The organism is Reichenbachiella agarivorans, assembly GCF_025502585.1.
Classification (GTDB): Bacteria; Bacteroidota; Bacteroidia; order Cytophagales; family Cyclobacteriaceae; genus Reichenbachiella; species Reichenbachiella agarivorans.
On record NZ_CP106679.1, the window covers coordinates 979857 to 997958 of the forward strand.

Below are 18102 nucleotides of genomic sequence, written 5' to 3' on the forward strand. Positions count from 1 at the left end.
TCTAGCTATGCACAATCCAGATTTTAGTCATCTCAAAGCAATATACATCAACTGTACGTTGAAAAAATCTCCTGAAACCAGTCACACAGCTGGTCTCATGAAGGTCTCACAAACAATCATGAAAAATGAAGGCGTCACCATAGATGAAGTCCGATTCATAGATCATGACGTAGCGAGTGGTGTGTACCCAGACATGACAGAGCATGGCTGGACAACAGACGAATGGCCACAGATTTTTGAGAGAATCGACCAAGCAGATATCCTCATCATCGGCACACCCATATGGCTGGGCGAAAAATCATCTGTTGCACAAAAACTCATCGAACGACTATATGCCATGAGCGGCATGACCAATGACAGAGGACAATACCTGTATTATGGAAAAGTAGGCGGCTGCATCATCACAGGCAATGAAGATGGTATCAAACACTGCGCCATGGGGATATTGTATGCACTACAGCATATAGGATACTCTATTCCTCCACAGGCTGACTGTGGATGGATCGGTGAAGTAGGACCAGGCCCCAGCTATTTGGACAAAGAGTCTCATGCTAGCAGCAATGACTTTACAAATCGTAATACTACCTTCATGACCTACAATCTTTTGCACCTAGCCAAATCCCTCAAAGAACAAAATGGATACCCAAGCTATGGCAACTCTCGAAAAGATTGGGACAAGGGATCGAGATGGGGATTTGAAAAACCCTGAAGAATGACTCTTCTCTAATATTCCGTTTTTATTGATGGCAGGATCAAAACGAATAGCACACTCATGCTTCCTTCCTCAAGATCGTCAGTGGCAGCTCCTTGAGAACTGGGCGAATGTTGAATAATCCCATTACCAAAGTAGCAACAGTCACAGCTAGCAAAATGTATAAGGTCGCATCACCATCAAAGGAATAATCTGCTTTGAACAGACTCTCTGATAGTACCCAAGTCATCAAGTGAGCTGTGATGATCCCTGTCATGGCAGAGATAAACCCCAGCACGCTGTATTCAATGGTAATAATGGCGATGATTTGTCGGGCTTTGGCTCCAATCGTACGCATCAGCACACTTTCTTTGACACGCTGCGACTTGCTCAGGACGATAGAGTTGATCAACACCAACAAACCTGTGATGACACTGATCAGCGCCATAAATCGAATTACAAAGGAAATTTTGGTCAGAACTTCTTCCACGGTTTTTAGAATCAATTCTAGGTCTATGATGGAGATGTTCGGAAAGTTTCTGACTATGGCCTGTTGAAACTTGGCAGAGACCTCATTGTTGTCCACTTTGGTCACTAGCACATGAAATTGCGGCGCTTGTTCGAGAACACCAGACGGAAAGAGAATAATGAAGTTGGTTTGTATCCGTCTCCAATCTATTTTTCGAAAGCTTCCGATGTAGGTTTTCATGACCGCTCCTTGTACGTTGAAGGTGATTTCATCTCCCAGTTTCCATTTGCGTCCCTCTGCAAAACCTTCTGCCACAGAGACGAAAATACTGTCTTGATGATAGGGTTTTAATTCACCGTCGGTGATTGTCTCAGAGTCGATGAGCGAGTCTCTGAAAGTCACCCTGTATTCTCTATTGTAGACCCAATCTGGGATTTCCAAGGTAGAGTCTAGGCTAGCTTCCTTTTTAGAAATCCCATTGATCTCTAACAACCGCATAGTTACCACTGGTACACTCTGAACGACTGGGAGATCAAAGTTGGTAACGAGATTTTCCACCTCCTCAGTTTGGTGCGTCTGGATGTCAAAGAGTACCATATTAGGACGCTCCTCCCTACCAGCCATGGTGATTTGGTCGATCAGCACGTGCCTGGAGAAATACATGATGGAGATCAACATCGTACACATCCCAATGGTGATGATGAGCAATCCCGTTTGGTTCTGTGGACGGTGAAGATTGGCTATCCCATGTCTCACAAGAAAATTCCACTTAGGAGAAACGATAGATTTGGCCAAATAAATTAAGCCTTTGGACAACACAAATAAAATCAAGAAAGTACCCAACAGCCCTCCCATGAAAATGCCTGCTTGCATCCATTCCTGAATTTGGAGATAGGAGAACAAAAACAAGAAAAGTGTGATCACACCATACAAGACACTTTTTAAAATCAAATTGGTCTGACGTGATTCTTCCAATTGATACCCCGATCTAATCGAGCTGAGCGGCGAGACTTTCAGAATGGATAGGAGTGGCAAAAGAGAAAACAGTACGGTCACCACCAATCCAAGCAACAGACCTTCCAGCGCAATAATCCAGTAAAAATGTGTTTCGATTGAGAATGGAAGCACTTCCTCTACCAACTCAGGCAGGAAAAACTGTATGCTTGTCCCTATCCCTGTCCCTACCAATGAGCCAAATGCTCCCATAAAGATGACTTGATAAAAATAGATAATGAAAGCATCTCGACCGCTCAAACCCAAACACCTGAGTATAGCCACGGAAGCGTTTTTCTCTTTGAGATAACTATACACAGCGCCTGCAACACCTATGCTGCCCAGTAGCAAAGCAATAAACGCCGACATATTCAAAAACACCGTTGTATTGTTAAAAGCCTCACTGGTGTTCTCTTTCCGCTTTTGCACCGTTTCGTATCTGAGTGACAACTCTTCAAACCTGTCTTCATACTGCTTGTCAAAAGCTTCTGTGTCTATTTCATCTGGTGTTTTATAGAAATACGAATAAGTAATGCGACTCCCTTTTTTGACTAATCCAGTTTGTTGTAGGTATTGATTTGGGATATAAACGACTGGTGAAACGGAGGTGTTGATGCCACTTTGTCCAGGGATGTTCTGTAGCTTTCCTTGGATTTGAAAATTCAAATTTCCGATTTTGATGTCATCTCCTATATCGACGTTGTACTGCAGCATCAATGTTTCATCCACCAATGCATACTGTCCAGATTTAAATGTTGAAGAAGCATGGGTTGGAACAGTTTCTATCTCACCATAATAGGGGTATTTCCCTTCTAGACTTCTGATCTGAACCAGACGTGTCCCTCCTGTGCTAGGGAAGTAAACCATGGATACAAATCGTGTCTGAAAGGATCGTTCGTCGCCCAGAGAATCTATCAATCCTGACTGCTCCTCAGTAAAAGGCTGCTGTGAGGACACTTCCAAATCTGCTCCAAGGAGAGACTTGGATTGTATATTGATCTCGTCATTGAGATTTTCTTTGAACGAATTGATAGCTACCAGTGCTGCTATGCCAATAGTAATGGATAGTGTGAAGAGCAAGAGCTTACCTCGACTGCTGCGACTGTCTCGCCAAGCCATTTTGAGCAACCAGAGATGAGAGAATTTTCTTGAGTTTTTGGGTGTAGCTTCCAACTTATGCTAGGGTTTTGCTGAGCATGTTTGATTCTAAGACTTTGCCGCCTTTGAGCCGGAGCAGGTGATCCGTTTTGTGAGCCAGTTCTATGTCATGGGTGACGAGGACAAGCGCCGTCCCTTTTTCTCGGTTCAGATCGAAGAGCAATTTTTCGATTTTCTCTCCAGTCTCTTCGTCCAAGTTACCCGTTGGCTCATCTGCAAATAGGATTTTGGGACTGTTGGAGAATGCGCGAGCCAGCGCAATCCTCTGTTGCTCTCCACCTGACAACTGGGTAGGGTAGTGATTTTTGCGATTGGACAAGCCCACTTGGTCTAGCAGCTCCATTGATTTTTGTATCGCACCATTGTCTCCCAATAGCTCCAGAGGAATCATTATATTTTCTAGGGCAGTGAGTGTAGGGATGAGCTGAAAATTTTGAAACACAAAACCTACATTTTCATTTCTGATCTGTGCTTTTTGGTCTTCTGAGAGCAAACTTAGATCTTGGCCATTAATTGTCACACTGCCTTCGTCGATCACATCCAAGCCAGCACATAGTCCAAGTAGCGTAGTTTTTCCACTACCAGACGGACCAACGATGGATAGTGATTTTCCTGATTCTAGTGCAAAATTGATGTCGGAGAGTACCGTGAGTTTCTTTTGACCACTTTGATAGGATTTGGTGAGTTGGTTTACTTCCAGGATATACGACATAGAATATAGACTTAAGTCACAATTTACGCAGGGAAGCCGAAATGGTTGGTTAGTTCAGGGATGAAAACACTTTTTGCTTGTAAGTCCTGCTGATGGGCAGAGTTTGATTGGCAATAGTAATCTGCTCCTTGTTGAAAGAAGAGATGTGTAGTCTGTTGACCATAAATGATCGGTGGATTCTCACGAAAATCTGGGGCATTCGGTTTTCCAAGGAACTGATTTTCTCTTTAGTAATGATTTTTTCATTGAATAGATGAATCGTGACGTAATCACCGAGACTCTCAATGTACCGTATGTCTTCGAAAAACACCTGCCTATTGCTCCGATTTTCTTTGATGGTAATTGAGTCTATTTTTGATTTTTCTACCTCGTCTTGGTAGTAACTAATCGATTTTTGATTGTGGAAATAGAAACGAATCAGGCGAATGAAGGATAAGCCAAAGACCACGAAGTACAAAGTGATGGTAAGAATGGAGACATCTGTGGTGATTGGATTCATATTGGCATAATCATACTCTGCCAATAGGATGAATGCAGTTGTGATCACTAGCATTTCTAGATTGAGGGAAATGATGAGCAGATAAAAACTGTAGAGCACAAATTTGAAATATCTCCTAGCGAACAAGTATTTCACGACTATGTAATAGTTAAAGAAATAGGCCGTGCCTACTATGACAGGCAGGAGTAGGCATACAAAGTAAAATGACTCGGAAAAGCTCTGGTACGATCTGCCAAATATCAACGTGAGCAATCCTGTGATCGTGATCCAAAACAAAATGTGTCCAACAATTTTCATGTTGCTAAAATGCCTAAAAAATAGGAATCTATAGGCTATAGTCGATGAGTTACCTATTTAGCGATGGATTCTACATTGACTTGACAAAGGCTCAATTCTACCTTTGATCTCAAATTATTTCACTTAAATTTAAAAATCATGGTAGATTTATTTTACATGGGCGGGAGCCTATTTATGGGGATTCTTACTCTATTGCTTTTAGTTATTATAGTTGTGATGACAATACAAGTTGTCGTGATGTTGAAACAGAAAGAAAGCTTTTCAATGGATCTTGGCATCATCAAGTCGATTGGTACGTTTGCAATGGTTTTTGGAGTACTTGGGCAGTTTATAGGATTGTATGCGGCGTTTCAGTCAATTGAAGTGGTGGGGCAAGTATCCCAAGCCTTGCTGGCAAGTGGATTGAAGGTCTCTTCGATTACAAGTATCTATGGTATACTCATTTTCTTGATCTCATATCTGCTGTGGTTTGGACTGAAAGCCTTGAAGGCCAATTTTCAGCAACCAACAGGAGTGTGACAGCACAAAAAAAGGTTGATGGACCTTATGCTCCATCAACCTTTTCAATCGTTATGTTTTTTCAGCTTACAAGAACCTGTTCAGTTCCACTGATTCTTCGAGGTATTCTACGAAGTTGTTGTGCTGATCTAGTAGGATCACACTTGGAGTGATTTCCTCATTGGTCAGTTCATAGCCAATGATGATGATTTCCTCTCCTTTGCCAATCAGATGCGATGCAGCACCATTCATACATATTTCTTTAGAGCCTCTTTCACCCTCGATGACATACGTTTCGAGTCTTGCCCCAGAGGTATTGCTCACGATCTGAACCTTCTCGTTTTTTCGCAAGCCAACCATCTCGATAAAATCTTTATCGATCGTGATACTCCCTACATAATTAAGATTCGCCTCGGTAACTACCGCTTTGTGAATCTTAGATCTCATCATCCATCTCATACTCAAGTCGTTCTATCAGGTTTTGCACTTACGATTTGTTGCAATTATATGTTGTTTATGAACCGACAAAATTAAATATTAATTTATTTCAAATCATTTAGAATCTGAAAGAAAGATACACAATAGCTCAATCCTCCCTCCTATCGTCTATTTGACAACAGCCGAACTGGTGTATTCCTTCCAATCCAAGGTGTTTTTGATGCTTCGGCTGATGGGATAGATGCTCCAGAGGCAAATCAATCCAAGGAGAACAACTCTTGTTGTCTTATGTTCGATGAGTGGTAACTTTTGACTCAACCAAACAAAAAGTAGGAGGATGACAGGGATGTAAATGATCGAAAGGTAACGTTCGAAATCAGACAAACCTCCAAATGTCATGTCAGGATGAATGATGGCAGAGTAGTCGATGAGATTGAGGAACAAAAAATAAACCCCCGATAAGATTAAAAGCGATTGAATTTCGAACTTGAATCGAGGTACTTTGAGCTGCTTACGAAATAGAATAACCAAAATCAGGGTGCCAAGTACATAATAGTGCCCAAGCTCGAATGTCAGAGAACTAGGGACGAACCAAGAGAAAAAGACATCTTGATAATAGCTGCGGTATAAGTTGCTGAAGAAGCTAGCATAGAGATTAGTCAAAAACATGCTGAATCCCCCGCCACTGGATTGGTAGCGACTATACATCCAAACCAGTACTGGAAGACAAGCAAGCCCTCCATAAACAAAGCTGATAAGAAAGGATCTCAGCTTATAGCCACGGTCCATGATGATCAACAGAGCAAAGCCAGGAATGATAAATAATCCTGCATAGCGTTGCAAACAGGACACGGCACTCAGGACAATCAAGAGTATCAGCCAACCCATTTTGTTTGTTTCGCGGTAGCGGAAGAAAACGATAATCTGAACGAGAAAAAGAAAGATGAAAATGGACTCGGACCACAAGAAATTGAACTGCATCAATACCGGGGTGGAAAACGCAATCCAGAGGGAAACCAACAACCTCAGTATGGGAGTATCAACCATACGAACAATCAGCAGATGACTCAGCCAAAACAACATAGCATACACGACCAAATTGACGGCTCGATAATTATCTACATCTGCCACAAAGGAAAGAATCACAGGAAACATAGGCCCCCAATTCGAATACACTGAGCCATCTGCATTGAGCAAAGTGCCTGAGTCGGCGAAACTTTGAGCAGCTGCCAAATATTGGTACGAATCAAAGGACATGTTCAGGTCATGACTGGAATAGTACAGCAGCAGAGCTGAGAGTATATAAATCAGCAAAGAAATGTAATGTATGAGCTTTGTGCTTTGATCCGTGGCAGCCAATTTCCCGTCTTTTAGTAAAAGCAAATGAAAAGGAATAACTTCGAATATTAATAAATTGAACATGAAACTTAACTTCATCATACTCATAGCACTGCTTGTGCTGGGGATCTCTTGTACGAGCAAAACAGAGAATACTACCGAAACCCAGACTCCTGTGGAAGAACGCAGCGAAGAGCTTACTAACCAAAAAACCATCCTCTTCTTTGGCAACAGCATCACAGCAGGCTACCAGTTGGATTTGACAGAGGCTTTTCCAGCCTTGATACAAGAGCGATTGGATTCCTTGGGATTGTCTTATCAGACTATCAATGCCGGCCTGAGTGGAGAGACAACTGCCAGCGGTGATTCGCGAGTGAATTGGGTACTGAAAAACCCAGTAGATATTTTCGTTCTCGAACTCGGAGCAAACGATGGCCTCAGAGGGATCAGCACCACCGAAACCCGCAAAAATCTGAAATCTATCATAGAGAAAGTACAAGCCAAATACCCCAAATGTAAAATCGTCCTAGCAGGAATGATGATCCCTCCCAATATGGGCATTGCCTATAGCAAGGATTTTCAAACCATCTATCCAGAGTTGGCTGCAGAGTATGATCTGGCATTGATTCCTTTTATTTTGGAAGGAGTGGCTGGCATCAAAGAATTAAATTTGGAGGATGGGATTCATCCTACCGCAGAGGGGCATCAGATACTTGCTGACAATGTTTGGAAGATACTGCAGCCTTTGCTTTAAACCCTTTTGAATGGAATTTTTATATACTTTAGAAGCCTTCTTCAAAGAGGCCGAGTCCTTTGTCTGGGGCAAGCCCTTGTTGTTTTTATTGATAGGAGGAGGTCTCTTTTTCACACTTTACTCGCGATTTTTACCCTTTAGATACCTCCGTCACGCCATCAATGTCCTCAGAGGAAAATATGATGAATCCGACGAACCTGGAGACATTTCTCACTTTCAAGCCTTGTCTGGACACCTAGCTGCCACAGTTGGGATGGGCAATGTCAGTGGAGTCGCCTTGGCGATTGTAGCGGGAGGTCCTGGAGCCATTTTTTGGATGTGGGTCAGTGCATTTGTAGGGATGGCTACCAAATTTTTCACTTGTACCCTGGCCGTCATGTACCGTGGCTATGACAGTGACGGCAAACTGCAAGGCGGACCTATGTATGTGATCCGTGAGGCCATGCCATCCTACTTCAAACCCCTAGCTGCTTTCTTTGCCATCGCTGGATTCTTTGGTGCCACGCCGATTTTTCAAGCCAACCAGATCGTACAAGTCACCAAAGATGTACTGATCAGGCCTCTTGGCTGGATCGATGGCAATGAGTTCATCGTAGACTTATCGATAGGCTTGGTGATTGTGTTTTTCGCTGCCTTGGTGATTTTTGGAGGAATCAAACGAATCGGAGAGGTAGCCTCTCGCATGGTGCCTATGATGGTAGTGGTCTACATATTGAGCGTGGTAGCAATCATGCTGATCAATTGGTCTCATGTAGTGGATAGTTTTATTTTGATTTTCCAAGATGCCTTTCAGGCCAAAGCAGTACTAGGTGGTGCAGTAGGTGCGATCATGATCGAAGGAGCGAAACGAGCGGCCTTTTCCAACGAAGCGGGAATCGGCACAGCACCCATGATGCACGGAGCTGCCAAAACCAACGAGCCCATCCGAGAGGGTTTGGTGGCGATGTTGGGCCCTTTTATAGATACTTTGGTGATCTGCACGATGACCGCACTTTGTATTCTTTCTACTGGCGTTTGGACAGATACTAGTTTGGACGGAATCTCATTGACAGCCAAGGCCTTTGATCACTCGATCCCTTATGTAGGCACCTATATACTTTTGGCTTGTGTATTGATTTTTGCATTCACTACCGTCTTCGGATTTTCCTATTTGGGACAGAAATGCCTTTCTTATTTGGTGGGCGTGAAATACGGCAAATATTTTAACTACTGGTATGTTGGGATCATCATCATCGGCTCGGTCTGGAGTCTTGACGGAGTAGTGAGTCTCATCTTTGTGATGTATGGATTGATGGCGATCCCTACGATGGTGTCCACGCTCTACCTAGCCCCAAAAGTCATGAAAGCCGCCAAGATTTATTTCGCGAAGGTGGAGTAAGTTGGTTTTTCTGGTTTGTCTAGTTTTCTGGTGGACTGGTTATGCTGGTTTTGTGGCTGGTAGTCGCCAATGCTTTAGTTTCCCTGTCATGGTGAGGTTCATGCTTATAGATGCTACGTGTCATGTTAGCATTGATAATATCAACTTAATATATCAAGTTTTATGATAATTGCTGATATTTGTACGTTATTGAGTACAAAATAAATACATAATCATGTTGACGACTACCATTTCAGATTTTAGAAAGGACATCAAAAGTTACTTTGATTCCGTGACAGAGAATTTTGAAACACTGATTATCAACCGTGGGAAGAAAAATGCAGTGGTCATTATTTCCTTGGATGAGTACAATTCTCTCTGTGCAACTCAACACGAATTATCCTCAAAGACCAACGAACAGCGGCTTGATTCTGCTATCTCCAAGTTAAACAAGCACGAGGGTGTCACGCGTGATCTCATAGTAGAATGAAGTATGTCTTCGTAGAGGAATCTTGGGAAGACTATTTGTATTGGCAAAAGATGGACAAAAAAATTCTTAAGAGAATCAATGCTTTGCTAAAAGAGATTTCTAGAAATCCATTTGACGGGATAGGGAAACCAGAACCACTGAAATATAAATATCAAGGATTTTGGTCTAGGAGAATAGATGGAGAACACAGAATCATTTACAAAGTCCGCGAAGATGAAATTTTGATCGCCAAATGTAGGCATCACTATGATTAGTTTTTCGAACTCACAATCTCCTTCATAATTACCTCAGCGTGTACGCGACTGTTTTCGATGAACCATTTGTTGGTTTGTAGGCCGCCGCATACCACTCCAGCAAGGTAGAGTCCTTTGACGTTGGTCTCCATGGTGTCGGGGTTGTGGACGGGCGTTTTCATGGGGTCGTCTCCGATCTGGATTCCCATTGCTTTCATCAGGGTGAAACTAGGTTGATAACCCGTCATCGCTAGAACGAAATCATTTTTGAGTGTCAAGCTACCTCCTGGTGTCAGGATATCCACTTCATGTTCTCTTATCTCCGTGAGAGACGAGTTGAAATAGGCCTTGATCGAACCCTCAGCGATGCGGTTTTCTATGTCTGGACGCACCCAATATTTTACTCTCGAATTGATCTCCGCATCGCGGATCACCATGGTGACTGCAGCTCCTTTTCGATAAGTCTCTAGTGCTACATCTACTGAAGAGTTGGCCGCTCCTATCACCACGACTTTCTGTCCAAAATAGGGGTGAGGTTCGGTGTAGTAGTGCTTTACTTTTGGTAGGTCTTCTCCAGGCACGTTGAGCAAGAATGGCAAATCATAGAATCCCGTCGATAGCACCACATGCTTGGAATGATAACTGTCTTTATCCGTCTGGATGAGAAATACTTCTTTCCTTTCTACGGAGGTCACCTTTTCATATAGTCTAATTTTTAAGTCCCAATTCATAGTGACTCTGCGGTAATATTCCAATGCTTCTGTGCGGGTAGGTTTGGGACTGTGTGAGATGAAGGGAACCCCACCGATTTCGAGTTTCTCCGAAGTGGAGAAAAAGGTCATGTTCATCGGGTAGTTGTAGAGGGAGTTGACCAAGCAGCCTTTCTCGATGATGAGGTAGCTCAAATTTTTCTTTTTTGCCTCGATCGCGCAGGCCAATCCTATCGGACCACCACCTATGATGATGACGTCATACACTTTGTGTTCACTCATGCCCAAAACTATACGTTTTTAGCGGTGTGACGCAGTAATCCAGCGCAATATCAAAGGGATCGGTACAAGAGATGACATCCAGTGGTGGCGACATACTCAGCCCCACTTTGATGCATGTATCGCGACAGTCACTCAAGAACTTGTCGTAGTAGCCCTTGCCATACCCGATCCGATGCCCTCGTCTATCAAAAGTGACCATCGGTATCAAAATAATATCCAGTTCTCCGCTCAACACCTCTTGTCCAAATGTCGGTTCGGGTATTCCCCATTTGTTGTTTTCTAGCTGCGATTCATGTTCAAAAATAAAATGAGTGAGTTCGTTTGACTCTACATTGGATTTGGACACCACGACGGTTGTTCCCCTTTCTTTGAGGTATTGGACGATGGGCCAAGTATTGATTTCGTTGTGTTTCAAAATAGGAAGAAAAACATGCACCATTTTGAACCGCTGCATACCCAAAAATGTAATCAAGCGATTCGTGATTTGTTGAGACAAAAACGCACACTGATCTGAGGAAAGCATTTTTCTTTTTCTCAGATACACGGCTCTTAGTTTGGCTTTGTCCACAGTACTCATCTCATGACAATTAAAGTGTTTTGAAATTAAATTGCTACAATTATTAATTTTTTGAACGAATAATTGTGACTTTATTGACCCTAACGGATTGTAGAGGTAAATAATTGCTCACATAAGCCAACGTGATGAACTCAGAAGCAGACATGATACTCAAGGCACAGGCTGATATCCAGCACTTTGAGCCGCTGTATCATCAATACTACGAGCCCATTTTTAGATTTGTGTATCGAAGAACTGACGAAGAAAATGCAGCGGCGGATATTACCTCTCGTGTATTCATGAATGCCATCAAAGCACTGCCAAAGTATCAGATCAGAGAGGTAGGATTCGGCGCATGGCTCTACAAAATTGCTGCCAATGAGATCAAAAAGTGTTTTAGAGAAACAAAGCAGCGGCAATGCTTGAGTTTGGAGGATGAAAAAGTCAAACTAGTCATGAGTTGTGATGATTTGGAAGACTATGAGGAAAAGCAAGAGGTACTGATGCAACTCATCGCCGAACTGGATGATGACGAGATCCAGATACTAGAACTGAAGTTTTTTGAGAACAAGAATTTTAAAGAAATCGCCTTCATTTTGGATAAAAAAGAAAGTGGAATCAAAATGAGAATGTACAGATCTCTAGACAAGTTGAAGGCGAAATTTGATTCAATAAAGGAGGAATCATGACCAAGTATGACATCAGATTGAAGAGGGAGGCCGTCAAAAAGAGCCAAATAGATCAACACAAGGATTTCAAATCTTTGAGTAATCTGATTGCACAAGAAAAACATGCAGTCGCCAATCGCAAACTATGGTTGCTATTGATCTCTGTTTTTCTATTGATCGCTATGGTCGCAGGTGGCGTCATTAAGATCACCCAACAGGAAGAAAAAAAGAAAATTGAAAATGTTGACCAACTCTTATTCGAGGAGTTTGAACACAAGTAAACTGTAATTGAGACTCCGCCCGGGAGTAGTCTTAATTCTGTGATTGAATATTTATTTAACCATTAAAATCTACAATTATGGAATTGAGAAAAAATCCAGCATTCGATCTGGAAAGAAAGAGAGGTATGTTTTTTAGCATCGGCTTGTTGCTCAGCGTGTCAATGGTCTTGATGGCCTTTGAGTGGACGAGCAAAGTAGAAAAAATAATTGTTCCAGACGATCAAGAGGACCTAGACTTGGTTCATTTCATGGAACCAGTAGCCACAGTGATCAGGCCACCAGAGAGATCACAACCCATAGTCAGGAAATCAGTGCAAGCACCTATTTTCGTAGAAACCAAGGAAGAAGTGGAAGAAGTCTTGAAAGAATTAATCCCCGATGAACCAGAAGAAATCAGCTTGCCATTCATTGACGAACCCATAGAAGAAGAACCAGATGTTTGGATAGGAATAGTCGAGGAGATGCCTGCACCTGTTCATGGGATGAGCAGTTTTTACAGTCATATCGGCAAATCGCTGCGCTACCCCAAGACGGCCCAGCGTATGGGGATCGAAGGCCGTGTGTTTGTGCAATTTGTGGTAGATCGCGATGGATCGCTGACAGATATTCAAGTAATCAAGGGTATAGGTGCAGGGTGTGATGAGGAAGCTATGCGGGTAATCGCCAACTCCCCCTCATGGAAACCTGGAAAACAAAGGGGAAAACCAGTGAAAGTACGAATGATAGTCCCCATTGTTTTTAGGTTGAATTAAATCATTTGATGCTGAAAAAATGCACAGTCTCAACGAGATAATGAGCAATTGTATTGGTAAATTCATTGCCTGCGCTTCTGCCTATAATGTACATCACGAAAAGGAGATACAACAAAAGCAAAACAAAGGCTTTGGTTTTACCAATATATTTGGTCGCGGTGAATATCACTACAATGATAATCGTCAAGAGCAAAAGCAAAAGTCGGAGTTCACTACTCAAATCAATCAACTCTGGGGGCATATGAATTGGCCCATATATGATCGTAAATAAAAAGAGTGGGAATCCCAAGGCAAAACAAACATCGAAAATATTGCTCCCCAAAGCATTGGATATGGCATCATCATATTGCCCTCTTTGAGCATCTTTGATAGAAATGATTGTGTCAGGAAAACTTGAAGCGGCAGAGGCCAATATCAAGGCTACAAACATCAGCGGAATGTTGAGTCCTTTGAAAGTCCCTAGAAAGGGCACCTCATAACTGTCCGCCCCCATCCACTCACAAGCCACCACGAGCAAATAACAAACCGCTGCGATAGCTGCTGTTGAAAACAACAACAATGACCATGCATTAGAACCAGACATCTTGCGTCTGATAAATATATTTTCAAGATCAAAAGTACAGCAACTCTTGAAGAAAGAAGGTTTTGGTTCATTCTCCTCTTCTTCCTCTATTTCACCTTCAGAAGAAAGGGTCTCTCCTTTTTTCATAGACAGAAACATGTATGAAATGTAAACCAAATACACTCCCATCAACACCAAACCATGGTACCAATTCAATTCAGATCCCGAGATGAGAATCAAGAAAATCAATTCTGTGATAATCAATGCTATGCCATCGCGAAGCATCACCTTTTTGGACACCTCAATTCTTTTGGCCAAACCGATTCCAATCACCGCAATGACTGATACAGCAGGAATCACCATGCCGTTGAAGATTGCACTTCCTGCTGTAGTGCCAATCCCTCCAGAAAACCCCGAAGCATCTTTGAGTACAAATAGGAAAAAAATCGAGGTAAAAACCTCAGGCATAGAACTGGCTATCGCATTGATAGAAGCACCTCTGACCCCTTCTGATAGGTTGCGACCGATATACTCTGATGCGGTCATAAAACCATCGCCAGCTCGCCAGATGACAAGACAACTGATGGCAATAAGTATTAGTGGAATTATTATGCCCATTCTTTAAGTTTTAGGTATGGTTTTGAGGCCATGATTTGTGGTTAGTTTTTGATTCCTTGCTGATTGGAAGCCTAAATTAAACTATTTTTTTTATTTGACAGATGGCGTATTGTGAATATGAATTTTCACAAAAACTTAACACTTGGCGAAAGCCTGCTTATTCTTGCACAGACTTCATTTATTTCTGGCATTTTTCACAAATGAGTCAAAAAACATGCGCTAATGAAAAACTTCACAGAAGAATGATTTGCATAGTGAGTGAATGTTTCAAATTTTTGTATCTTTAATTTTAAAGTATTAAAAAGAATCTTATGAATTTCAAAGCTCAGATGAGTGTTTTGGTCCAGCTGGCACTGATAGATAACAAACTCTCTAACATAGAAAAAAGGTATGTATATGCATTGGGCAAGGCCAATGGAATACCAGAACGTGAATTGGACGCAATGTTTGATGAGTTGATGGGTAGCAAGAAGCTTGTTCTTCCTGATTTGGGATTGTTATCTGAGGATGAAAAATTCGAATACTTATACAACATCGTACAGTTGATGAAGGTTGACAAGAGAGTTTACCTCAGTGAAATTCGTTTTTGTCAAAAACTGGCGACCAAATTGGGTTACAAGGCATCCGTTGTCTCAGAGTTAAGCAGTGGTATATTCAGTGATCCGGATGTCACAGGAGATAGAGACCATTTGAAGGCCATGATCCAAAAACATAAGACAACTTAATTTTGAAAATAATTAATATCTTGTATTGAGATATCCTATTAACTAAAATGACTATGAATATTAAATCCCAACTCAGCATGCTTATTGGATTGGCAAATATCGACAATGATTTTGCTGATGATGAAATGGACATGATCTATATGGTCGGCAAGGCCAACGGTGTCCCAGAAAGCGAGATTGAAGATTTGTTGAAAAATCCAGTGCCGCTACCTCCATTGGGGACTATGTCGGATGACGAAAAATTTGAATACCTCTTCAATGTCGTCCAATTGATGAAAATTGACAAAGAAGTTTTCTTGAGTGAGGTCAAATACTGCGAAGACGTAGCTGTCAAGTTGGGCTTCAAAAAGGCAGTCATCGCTGAACTCTCGGCCAAAATCTATTCTAACCCTGCCATTACTTCAAACAAAGACTCCTTGAAAAAGGCAGTCATGAAGTATCAAAACTAATGTTTTGGTTGGAGGATATAAAAACAATATTGGAGGGGCCTTGCCCCTTTTTTTGTAATCTGTAATGGCATAAGATTCGAAGATCTATATTGCTCTTTCTTAGTATTCAAAAATCTTTACCTTTGCACTTCTTTTTTCAGGCATGTGGAATCTACTCTCTAGTTTAATAATTAAGTTTCGTTTGTATCTGATCATCTTACTGTTAGGCATCACAGCCTTCATGGGATACAAGGGTCAGTACGTGAAATGGTCGTTTGTCTTAGCAAACGTAGTGCCCGATCATGACCCAGACATGATCGATTTCAAGGCATTCAAAGAGTCTTTTGGCGAAGACGGGAATATTCTTGCCTTAGGTATTTTGGACAGTGCCATCTATAAAACCGATAACTTTAGAAAGTTGGGTTACATGTCAGATGAGTTGATGAATATCAATGGCGTCAATGATGTGCTCAGTCTACCCTCACTCAAAAAGCTGGTCAAAGACCAAGAGGCAAAACAATTCAAACTAGAACCAGTTTTTGACAAAATACCCTCTGATCAAGCAGAGCTAGATAGTTTGATCCAATACGCATTGGGTATCAAATTCTACAGCGGACAGTTGATCAACCCTACCAATGGCGCCAATATGGTCCTGGTGACGATCCAGAAAGAGCTTATGAACTCCGACGAACGAAACCGTGTGATTTCAGACATTTTGTTCATCACACATGCATTTGAAAAAGACACAGGTATCAAATTGCGATATGCAGGATTGCCATATGTGCGCTACATCAACACTTCATTACTCAAAGATGAACTCAGAATGTTCCTGATATTGTCAGTGATTGTCACAGGCTTTATATTATTTCTTTTCTTCAGATCATTCAAGGTACTGTTGGTTGCACTGTGTATCATAGGCATGGTAGTGGTCTGGGTCATAGGGACTTTGGTTCTACTCGATTATGAGATTACTTTGTTGACAGGCTTGTTACCTCCAATCATCGTCGTGATTGGGATACCCAACACAGTCTATATGATCAACAAGTACCATCAGGAATATTTTGCACATGGTGATCAGGAACGTGCGATCCGTACCATCATCAGAAAAATAGGGATCGTCACTTTCATCACCAACATGACTACTGCAGTTGGGTTCTTGGTCTTGGCCTTGACAGATATTGTGATCCTCAAAGAATTTGGTATTGTAGCAGGCATCAATATATTGGCAACTTTCATGGTCAGTATGATCATGATACCTGCAGTGTTCTCCTACCTCAAACCTCCTAGCAAGCGTCATTTGAAGCACTTACAGTTCAAACCATTAGATAGGGTATTGACAGCTTTGGATTTGTTGGTTCATAGATACAAAGAGGTTGTTTTTGTCGTGACAGCAGTAGTATGTGTAGTATGTGTGTATGGCATTAGCAAGATTGAAGCTGTGTCTTTCATGGTGGATGATTTGCCAGAAGAGAGCCAAACCAAACAAGATTTGTTGTTTTTTGAAGAACATTTCGCTGGGGTGATGCCTCTGGAGATCGTGGTAGACACCAAAAAAAGAAAGGGTGTCCAGAATCTCAACAACCTGCGGAAAATTGACCAATTTGAGTCTTTTTTGGATTCTATTGATTTCATATCCAAGCCACTATCTGTGGTGAGTTTCATCAAAGCAACGCGACAGGCTTTCTACAATGACAAACCGATCTATTATGATCTGCCCAATGAGAGAGACAAAAATTTCATCCTGCGGTATTTGAGTAAGGCTACGGATGAGGGTGATTTGGCTTCTGCTTTCGTGGATTCAACAGGGCAAAAAATCAGAATTTCTCTCAAGATGGCTGACATTGGTTCAGTCAAAATGGACTCACTAGTCAATCAAGTAATTCAGCCAAGAATTGACACCATCTTTGGCGACAAAAAATTTGATATAGCGATCACAGGAACAACACTATTGTTTATCAAAGGAAACAAGTTTCTGATCGATAATCTCGTCATGAGTATGGTGATAGCCTTTGTGATCATTGCATTCATCATGGGGCTTTTGTTCAAAAATTTCAAGATGATCGTCATCTGTTTGATTCCTAACATCATCCCCTTGCTTATTACAGGTGGAATGATGGGGCTGGTAGGGATACCACTCAAACCCAGTACTGCATTGATCTTTAGCATTGCATTCGGGATTTCAGTTGATGATTCGATTCACTTCCTAGCCAAATACAGACAAGAACTATTTGCGAATAACTTCTTCGTGCCAGTGGCAGTGAGCAAGAGTATTCGTGAGACTGGTGCCAGTATGATTTATACGTCAGTAATCCTGTTCTTTGGGTTTGTGATTTTTGCTGCTTCAGATTTTGGAGGTACAGTTGCTTTGGGAACTTTGACTTCCACTACCCTGTTGATGGCGATGTTGACGAATCTGACTTTGTTACCTGCATTGCTACTCAGATTTGACAATGGCAAGCGCAACAAGCAAGAGCATCCGCTGATTGAGCAATACCCAGAATTTTATGAAGAATCAGAGGATGAGGAAATTGACCTAGATATGATAGAGGTAGATCCCAACACTACGAAAGAATAAGTAATAAACAAGTCGAAG

Annotated in this window: 20 protein-coding genes; 12 read left to right on the top strand and 8 right to left on the bottom strand. The window is 41.8% G+C overall.

The genetic code is table 11. The annotated features are described in order from the left end of the window. Positions 1–7 precede the first annotated feature (7 nt). Positions 8–709 carry a flavodoxin family protein gene (locus N6H18_RS04120; RefSeq protein ID WP_262310568.1) on the top strand — a complete coding sequence of 234 codons (702 nt, stop codon included), beginning with the start codon at positions 8–10 and terminating at the stop codon, positions 707–709. Positions 710–770: 61 nt separating this feature from the next. On the opposite strand, the gene N6H18_RS04125 is transcribed toward N6H18_RS04120, so the two are convergent. Genes N6H18_RS04125 through N6H18_RS04135 form a run of 3 tightly spaced genes read right to left on the bottom strand, consistent with a single transcriptional unit; the run spans position 771 to position 4819 of the window. After that, positions 771–3326 carry an ABC transporter permease gene (locus N6H18_RS04125; RefSeq protein ID WP_262310569.1) on the bottom strand — a complete coding sequence of 852 codons (2556 nt, stop codon included), beginning with the start codon at positions 3324–3326 and terminating at the stop codon, positions 771–773. A gap of 1 nt (position 3327) precedes the next feature. After that, entirely contained in the window at positions 3328–4023 is a 696-nt protein-coding gene (locus tag N6H18_RS04130) for an ABC transporter ATP-binding protein (protein ID WP_262310570.1), read from the bottom strand. Positions 4024–4072: 49 nt separating this feature from the next. Further along, entirely contained in the window at positions 4073–4819 is a 747-nt protein-coding gene (locus N6H18_RS04135) for a LytR/AlgR family response regulator transcription factor (RefSeq protein WP_262310571.1), read from the bottom strand. 138 nt (positions 4820–4957) lie between these two features. On the opposite strand from N6H18_RS04135, the gene N6H18_RS04140 reads away from it, so the two are divergent. Beyond that, positions 4958–5338, top strand: a complete 381-nt coding sequence (locus N6H18_RS04140; protein WP_262310572.1) for a MotA/TolQ/ExbB proton channel family protein — start codon at positions 4958–4960, stop codon at positions 5336–5338. 66 nt (positions 5339–5404) lie between these two features. Here N6H18_RS04140 and panD read toward each other — a convergent pair whose 3' ends face one another. Together panD and N6H18_RS04150 are read right to left on the bottom strand one after the other, a co-directional pair. Further along, positions 5405–5767: an aspartate 1-decarboxylase gene (gene panD, locus N6H18_RS04145; protein WP_316044832.1), complete on the bottom strand. Its 363-nt coding sequence runs from the start codon at positions 5765–5767 to the stop codon at positions 5405–5407. Between the two features lie 156 nt (positions 5768–5923). Continuing rightward, positions 5924–7177: a hypothetical protein gene (locus N6H18_RS04150; protein WP_262310574.1), complete on the bottom strand. Its 1254-nt coding sequence runs from the start codon at positions 7175–7177 to the stop codon at positions 5924–5926. On the opposite strand from N6H18_RS04150, the gene N6H18_RS04155 reads away from it, so the two are divergent. From N6H18_RS04155 to N6H18_RS04170, 4 genes are all read left to right on the top strand, one after another. After that, positions 7176–7847, top strand: coding sequence for an arylesterase (locus tag N6H18_RS04155; RefSeq protein ID WP_262310575.1), 672 nt, complete (start codon positions 7176–7178; stop codon positions 7845–7847). The two genes, N6H18_RS04150 and N6H18_RS04155, sit on opposite strands and share 2 nt — an antisense overlap. A 10-nt stretch (positions 7848–7857) precedes the next feature. Further along, positions 7858–9225 (top strand): alanine/glycine:cation symporter family protein, encoded by a 1368-nt coding sequence (locus tag N6H18_RS04160; protein WP_262310576.1) that lies wholly within the window; start codon positions 7858–7860, stop codon positions 9223–9225. A gap of 214 nt (positions 9226–9439) precedes the next feature. Then, a complete protein-coding gene (locus N6H18_RS04165) occupies positions 9440–9694 on the top strand; it encodes a type II toxin-antitoxin system Phd/YefM family antitoxin (protein WP_262310577.1) in 255 nt (84 codons plus the stop codon). After that, positions 9691–9948 (top strand): Txe/YoeB family addiction module toxin, encoded by a 258-nt coding sequence (locus N6H18_RS04170; protein WP_262310578.1) that lies wholly within the window; start codon positions 9691–9693, stop codon positions 9946–9948. The genes N6H18_RS04165 and N6H18_RS04170 overlap by 4 nt, the downstream gene beginning before the upstream one ends. On the opposite strand, the gene N6H18_RS04175 is transcribed toward N6H18_RS04170, so the two are convergent. Together N6H18_RS04175 and N6H18_RS04180 are read right to left on the bottom strand one after the other, a co-directional pair. Continuing rightward, positions 9945–10919 carry a YpdA family putative bacillithiol disulfide reductase gene (locus tag N6H18_RS04175; protein ID WP_262310579.1) on the bottom strand — a complete coding sequence of 325 codons (975 nt, stop codon included), beginning with the start codon at positions 10917–10919 and terminating at the stop codon, positions 9945–9947. The two genes, N6H18_RS04170 and N6H18_RS04175, sit on opposite strands and share 4 nt — an antisense overlap. After that, a complete protein-coding gene (locus N6H18_RS04180) occupies positions 10912–11496 on the bottom strand; it encodes a 5-formyltetrahydrofolate cyclo-ligase (RefSeq protein WP_262310580.1) in 585 nt (194 codons plus the stop codon). The genes N6H18_RS04175 and N6H18_RS04180 overlap by 8 nt, the downstream gene beginning before the upstream one ends. A 125-nt stretch (positions 11497–11621) precedes the next feature. On the opposite strand from N6H18_RS04180, the gene N6H18_RS04185 reads away from it, so the two are divergent. The 3 genes from N6H18_RS04185 to N6H18_RS04195 all read left to right on the top strand — a co-directional run bounded on the left by N6H18_RS04185 (position 11622) and on the right by N6H18_RS04195 (position 13176). Next, positions 11622–12164 (top strand): RNA polymerase sigma factor, encoded by a 543-nt coding sequence (locus N6H18_RS04185; protein WP_262310581.1) that lies wholly within the window; start codon positions 11622–11624, stop codon positions 12162–12164. Further along, positions 12161–12424: a hypothetical protein gene (locus N6H18_RS04190; RefSeq protein WP_262310582.1), complete on the top strand. Its 264-nt coding sequence runs from the start codon at positions 12161–12163 to the stop codon at positions 12422–12424. The genes N6H18_RS04185 and N6H18_RS04190 overlap by 4 nt, the downstream gene beginning before the upstream one ends. 77 nt (positions 12425–12501) lie before the next feature. Next, entirely contained in the window at positions 12502–13176 is a 675-nt protein-coding gene (locus N6H18_RS04195; protein ID WP_262310583.1) for an energy transducer TonB, read from the top strand. Position 13177: 1 nt separating this feature from the next. On the opposite strand, the gene N6H18_RS04200 is transcribed toward N6H18_RS04195, so the two are convergent. Then, complete coding sequence (locus tag N6H18_RS04200; RefSeq protein WP_262310584.1) at positions 13178–14356, bottom strand: sodium:calcium antiporter; 1179 nt, start codon at positions 14354–14356, stop codon at positions 13178–13180. Positions 14357–14667: 311 nt separating this feature from the next. Here N6H18_RS04200 and N6H18_RS04205 point away from each other — a divergent pair, with 311 nt between their 5' ends. From N6H18_RS04205 to N6H18_RS04215, 3 genes are all read left to right on the top strand, one after another. Continuing rightward, entirely contained in the window at positions 14668–15081 is a 414-nt protein-coding gene (locus tag N6H18_RS04205; RefSeq protein WP_262310585.1) for a TerB family tellurite resistance protein, read from the top strand. Positions 15082–15134: 53 nt separating this feature from the next. Further along, positions 15135–15530, top strand: coding sequence for a TerB family tellurite resistance protein (locus N6H18_RS04210; protein ID WP_262310586.1), 396 nt, complete (start codon positions 15135–15137; stop codon positions 15528–15530). A gap of 142 nt (positions 15531–15672) precedes the next feature. Continuing rightward, entirely contained in the window at positions 15673–18084 is a 2412-nt protein-coding gene (locus tag N6H18_RS04215) for an efflux RND transporter permease subunit (RefSeq protein WP_262310587.1), read from the top strand. Positions 18085–18102: the final 18 nt, after the last annotated feature.

Coding starts and splice junctions, on each gene's coding strand:
- N6H18_RS04120 (WP_262310568.1), top strand. CDS start 8: ATGCACAATCCAGATTTTAGTCATCTCAAAGCAATATACATCAACTGT.
- N6H18_RS04130 (WP_262310570.1), bottom strand. CDS start 4,023: ATGTCGTATATCCTGGAAGTAAACCAACTCACCAAATCCTATCAAAGT.
- N6H18_RS04135 (WP_262310571.1), bottom strand. CDS start 4,819: ATGAAAATTGTTGGACACATTTTGTTTTGGATCACGATCACAGGATTG.
- N6H18_RS04140 (WP_262310572.1), top strand. CDS start 4,958: ATGGTAGATTTATTTTACATGGGCGGGAGCCTATTTATGGGGATTCTT.
- panD (WP_316044832.1), bottom strand. CDS start 5,767: ATGATGAGATCTAAGATTCACAAAGCGGTAGTTACCGAGGCGAATCTT.
- N6H18_RS04155 (WP_262310575.1), top strand. CDS start 7,176: ATGAAACTTAACTTCATCATACTCATAGCACTGCTTGTGCTGGGGATC.
- N6H18_RS04150 (WP_262310574.1), bottom strand. CDS start 7,177: ATGTTCAATTTATTAATATTCGAAGTTATTCCTTTTCATTTGCTTTTA.
- N6H18_RS04160 (WP_262310576.1), top strand. CDS start 7,858: ATGGAATTTTTATATACTTTAGAAGCCTTCTTCAAAGAGGCCGAGTCC.
- N6H18_RS04165 (WP_262310577.1), top strand. CDS start 9,440: ATGTTGACGACTACCATTTCAGATTTTAGAAAGGACATCAAAAGTTAC.
- N6H18_RS04170 (WP_262310578.1), top strand. CDS start 9,691: ATGAAGTATGTCTTCGTAGAGGAATCTTGGGAAGACTATTTGTATTGG.
- N6H18_RS04175 (WP_262310579.1), bottom strand. CDS start 10,919: ATGAGTGAACACAAAGTGTATGACGTCATCATCATAGGTGGTGGTCCG.
- N6H18_RS04180 (WP_262310580.1), bottom strand. CDS start 11,496: ATGAGTACTGTGGACAAAGCCAAACTAAGAGCCGTGTATCTGAGAAAA.
- N6H18_RS04185 (WP_262310581.1), top strand. CDS start 11,622: ATGAACTCAGAAGCAGACATGATACTCAAGGCACAGGCTGATATCCAG.
- N6H18_RS04190 (WP_262310582.1), top strand. CDS start 12,161: ATGACCAAGTATGACATCAGATTGAAGAGGGAGGCCGTCAAAAAGAGC.
- N6H18_RS04195 (WP_262310583.1), top strand. CDS start 12,502: ATGGAATTGAGAAAAAATCCAGCATTCGATCTGGAAAGAAAGAGAGGT.
- N6H18_RS04200 (WP_262310584.1), bottom strand. CDS start 14,356: ATGGGCATAATAATTCCACTAATACTTATTGCCATCAGTTGTCTTGTC.
- N6H18_RS04205 (WP_262310585.1), top strand. CDS start 14,668: ATGAATTTCAAAGCTCAGATGAGTGTTTTGGTCCAGCTGGCACTGATA.
- N6H18_RS04210 (WP_262310586.1), top strand. CDS start 15,135: ATGAATATTAAATCCCAACTCAGCATGCTTATTGGATTGGCAAATATC.
- N6H18_RS04215 (WP_262310587.1), top strand. CDS start 15,673: ATGTGGAATCTACTCTCTAGTTTAATAATTAAGTTTCGTTTGTATCTG.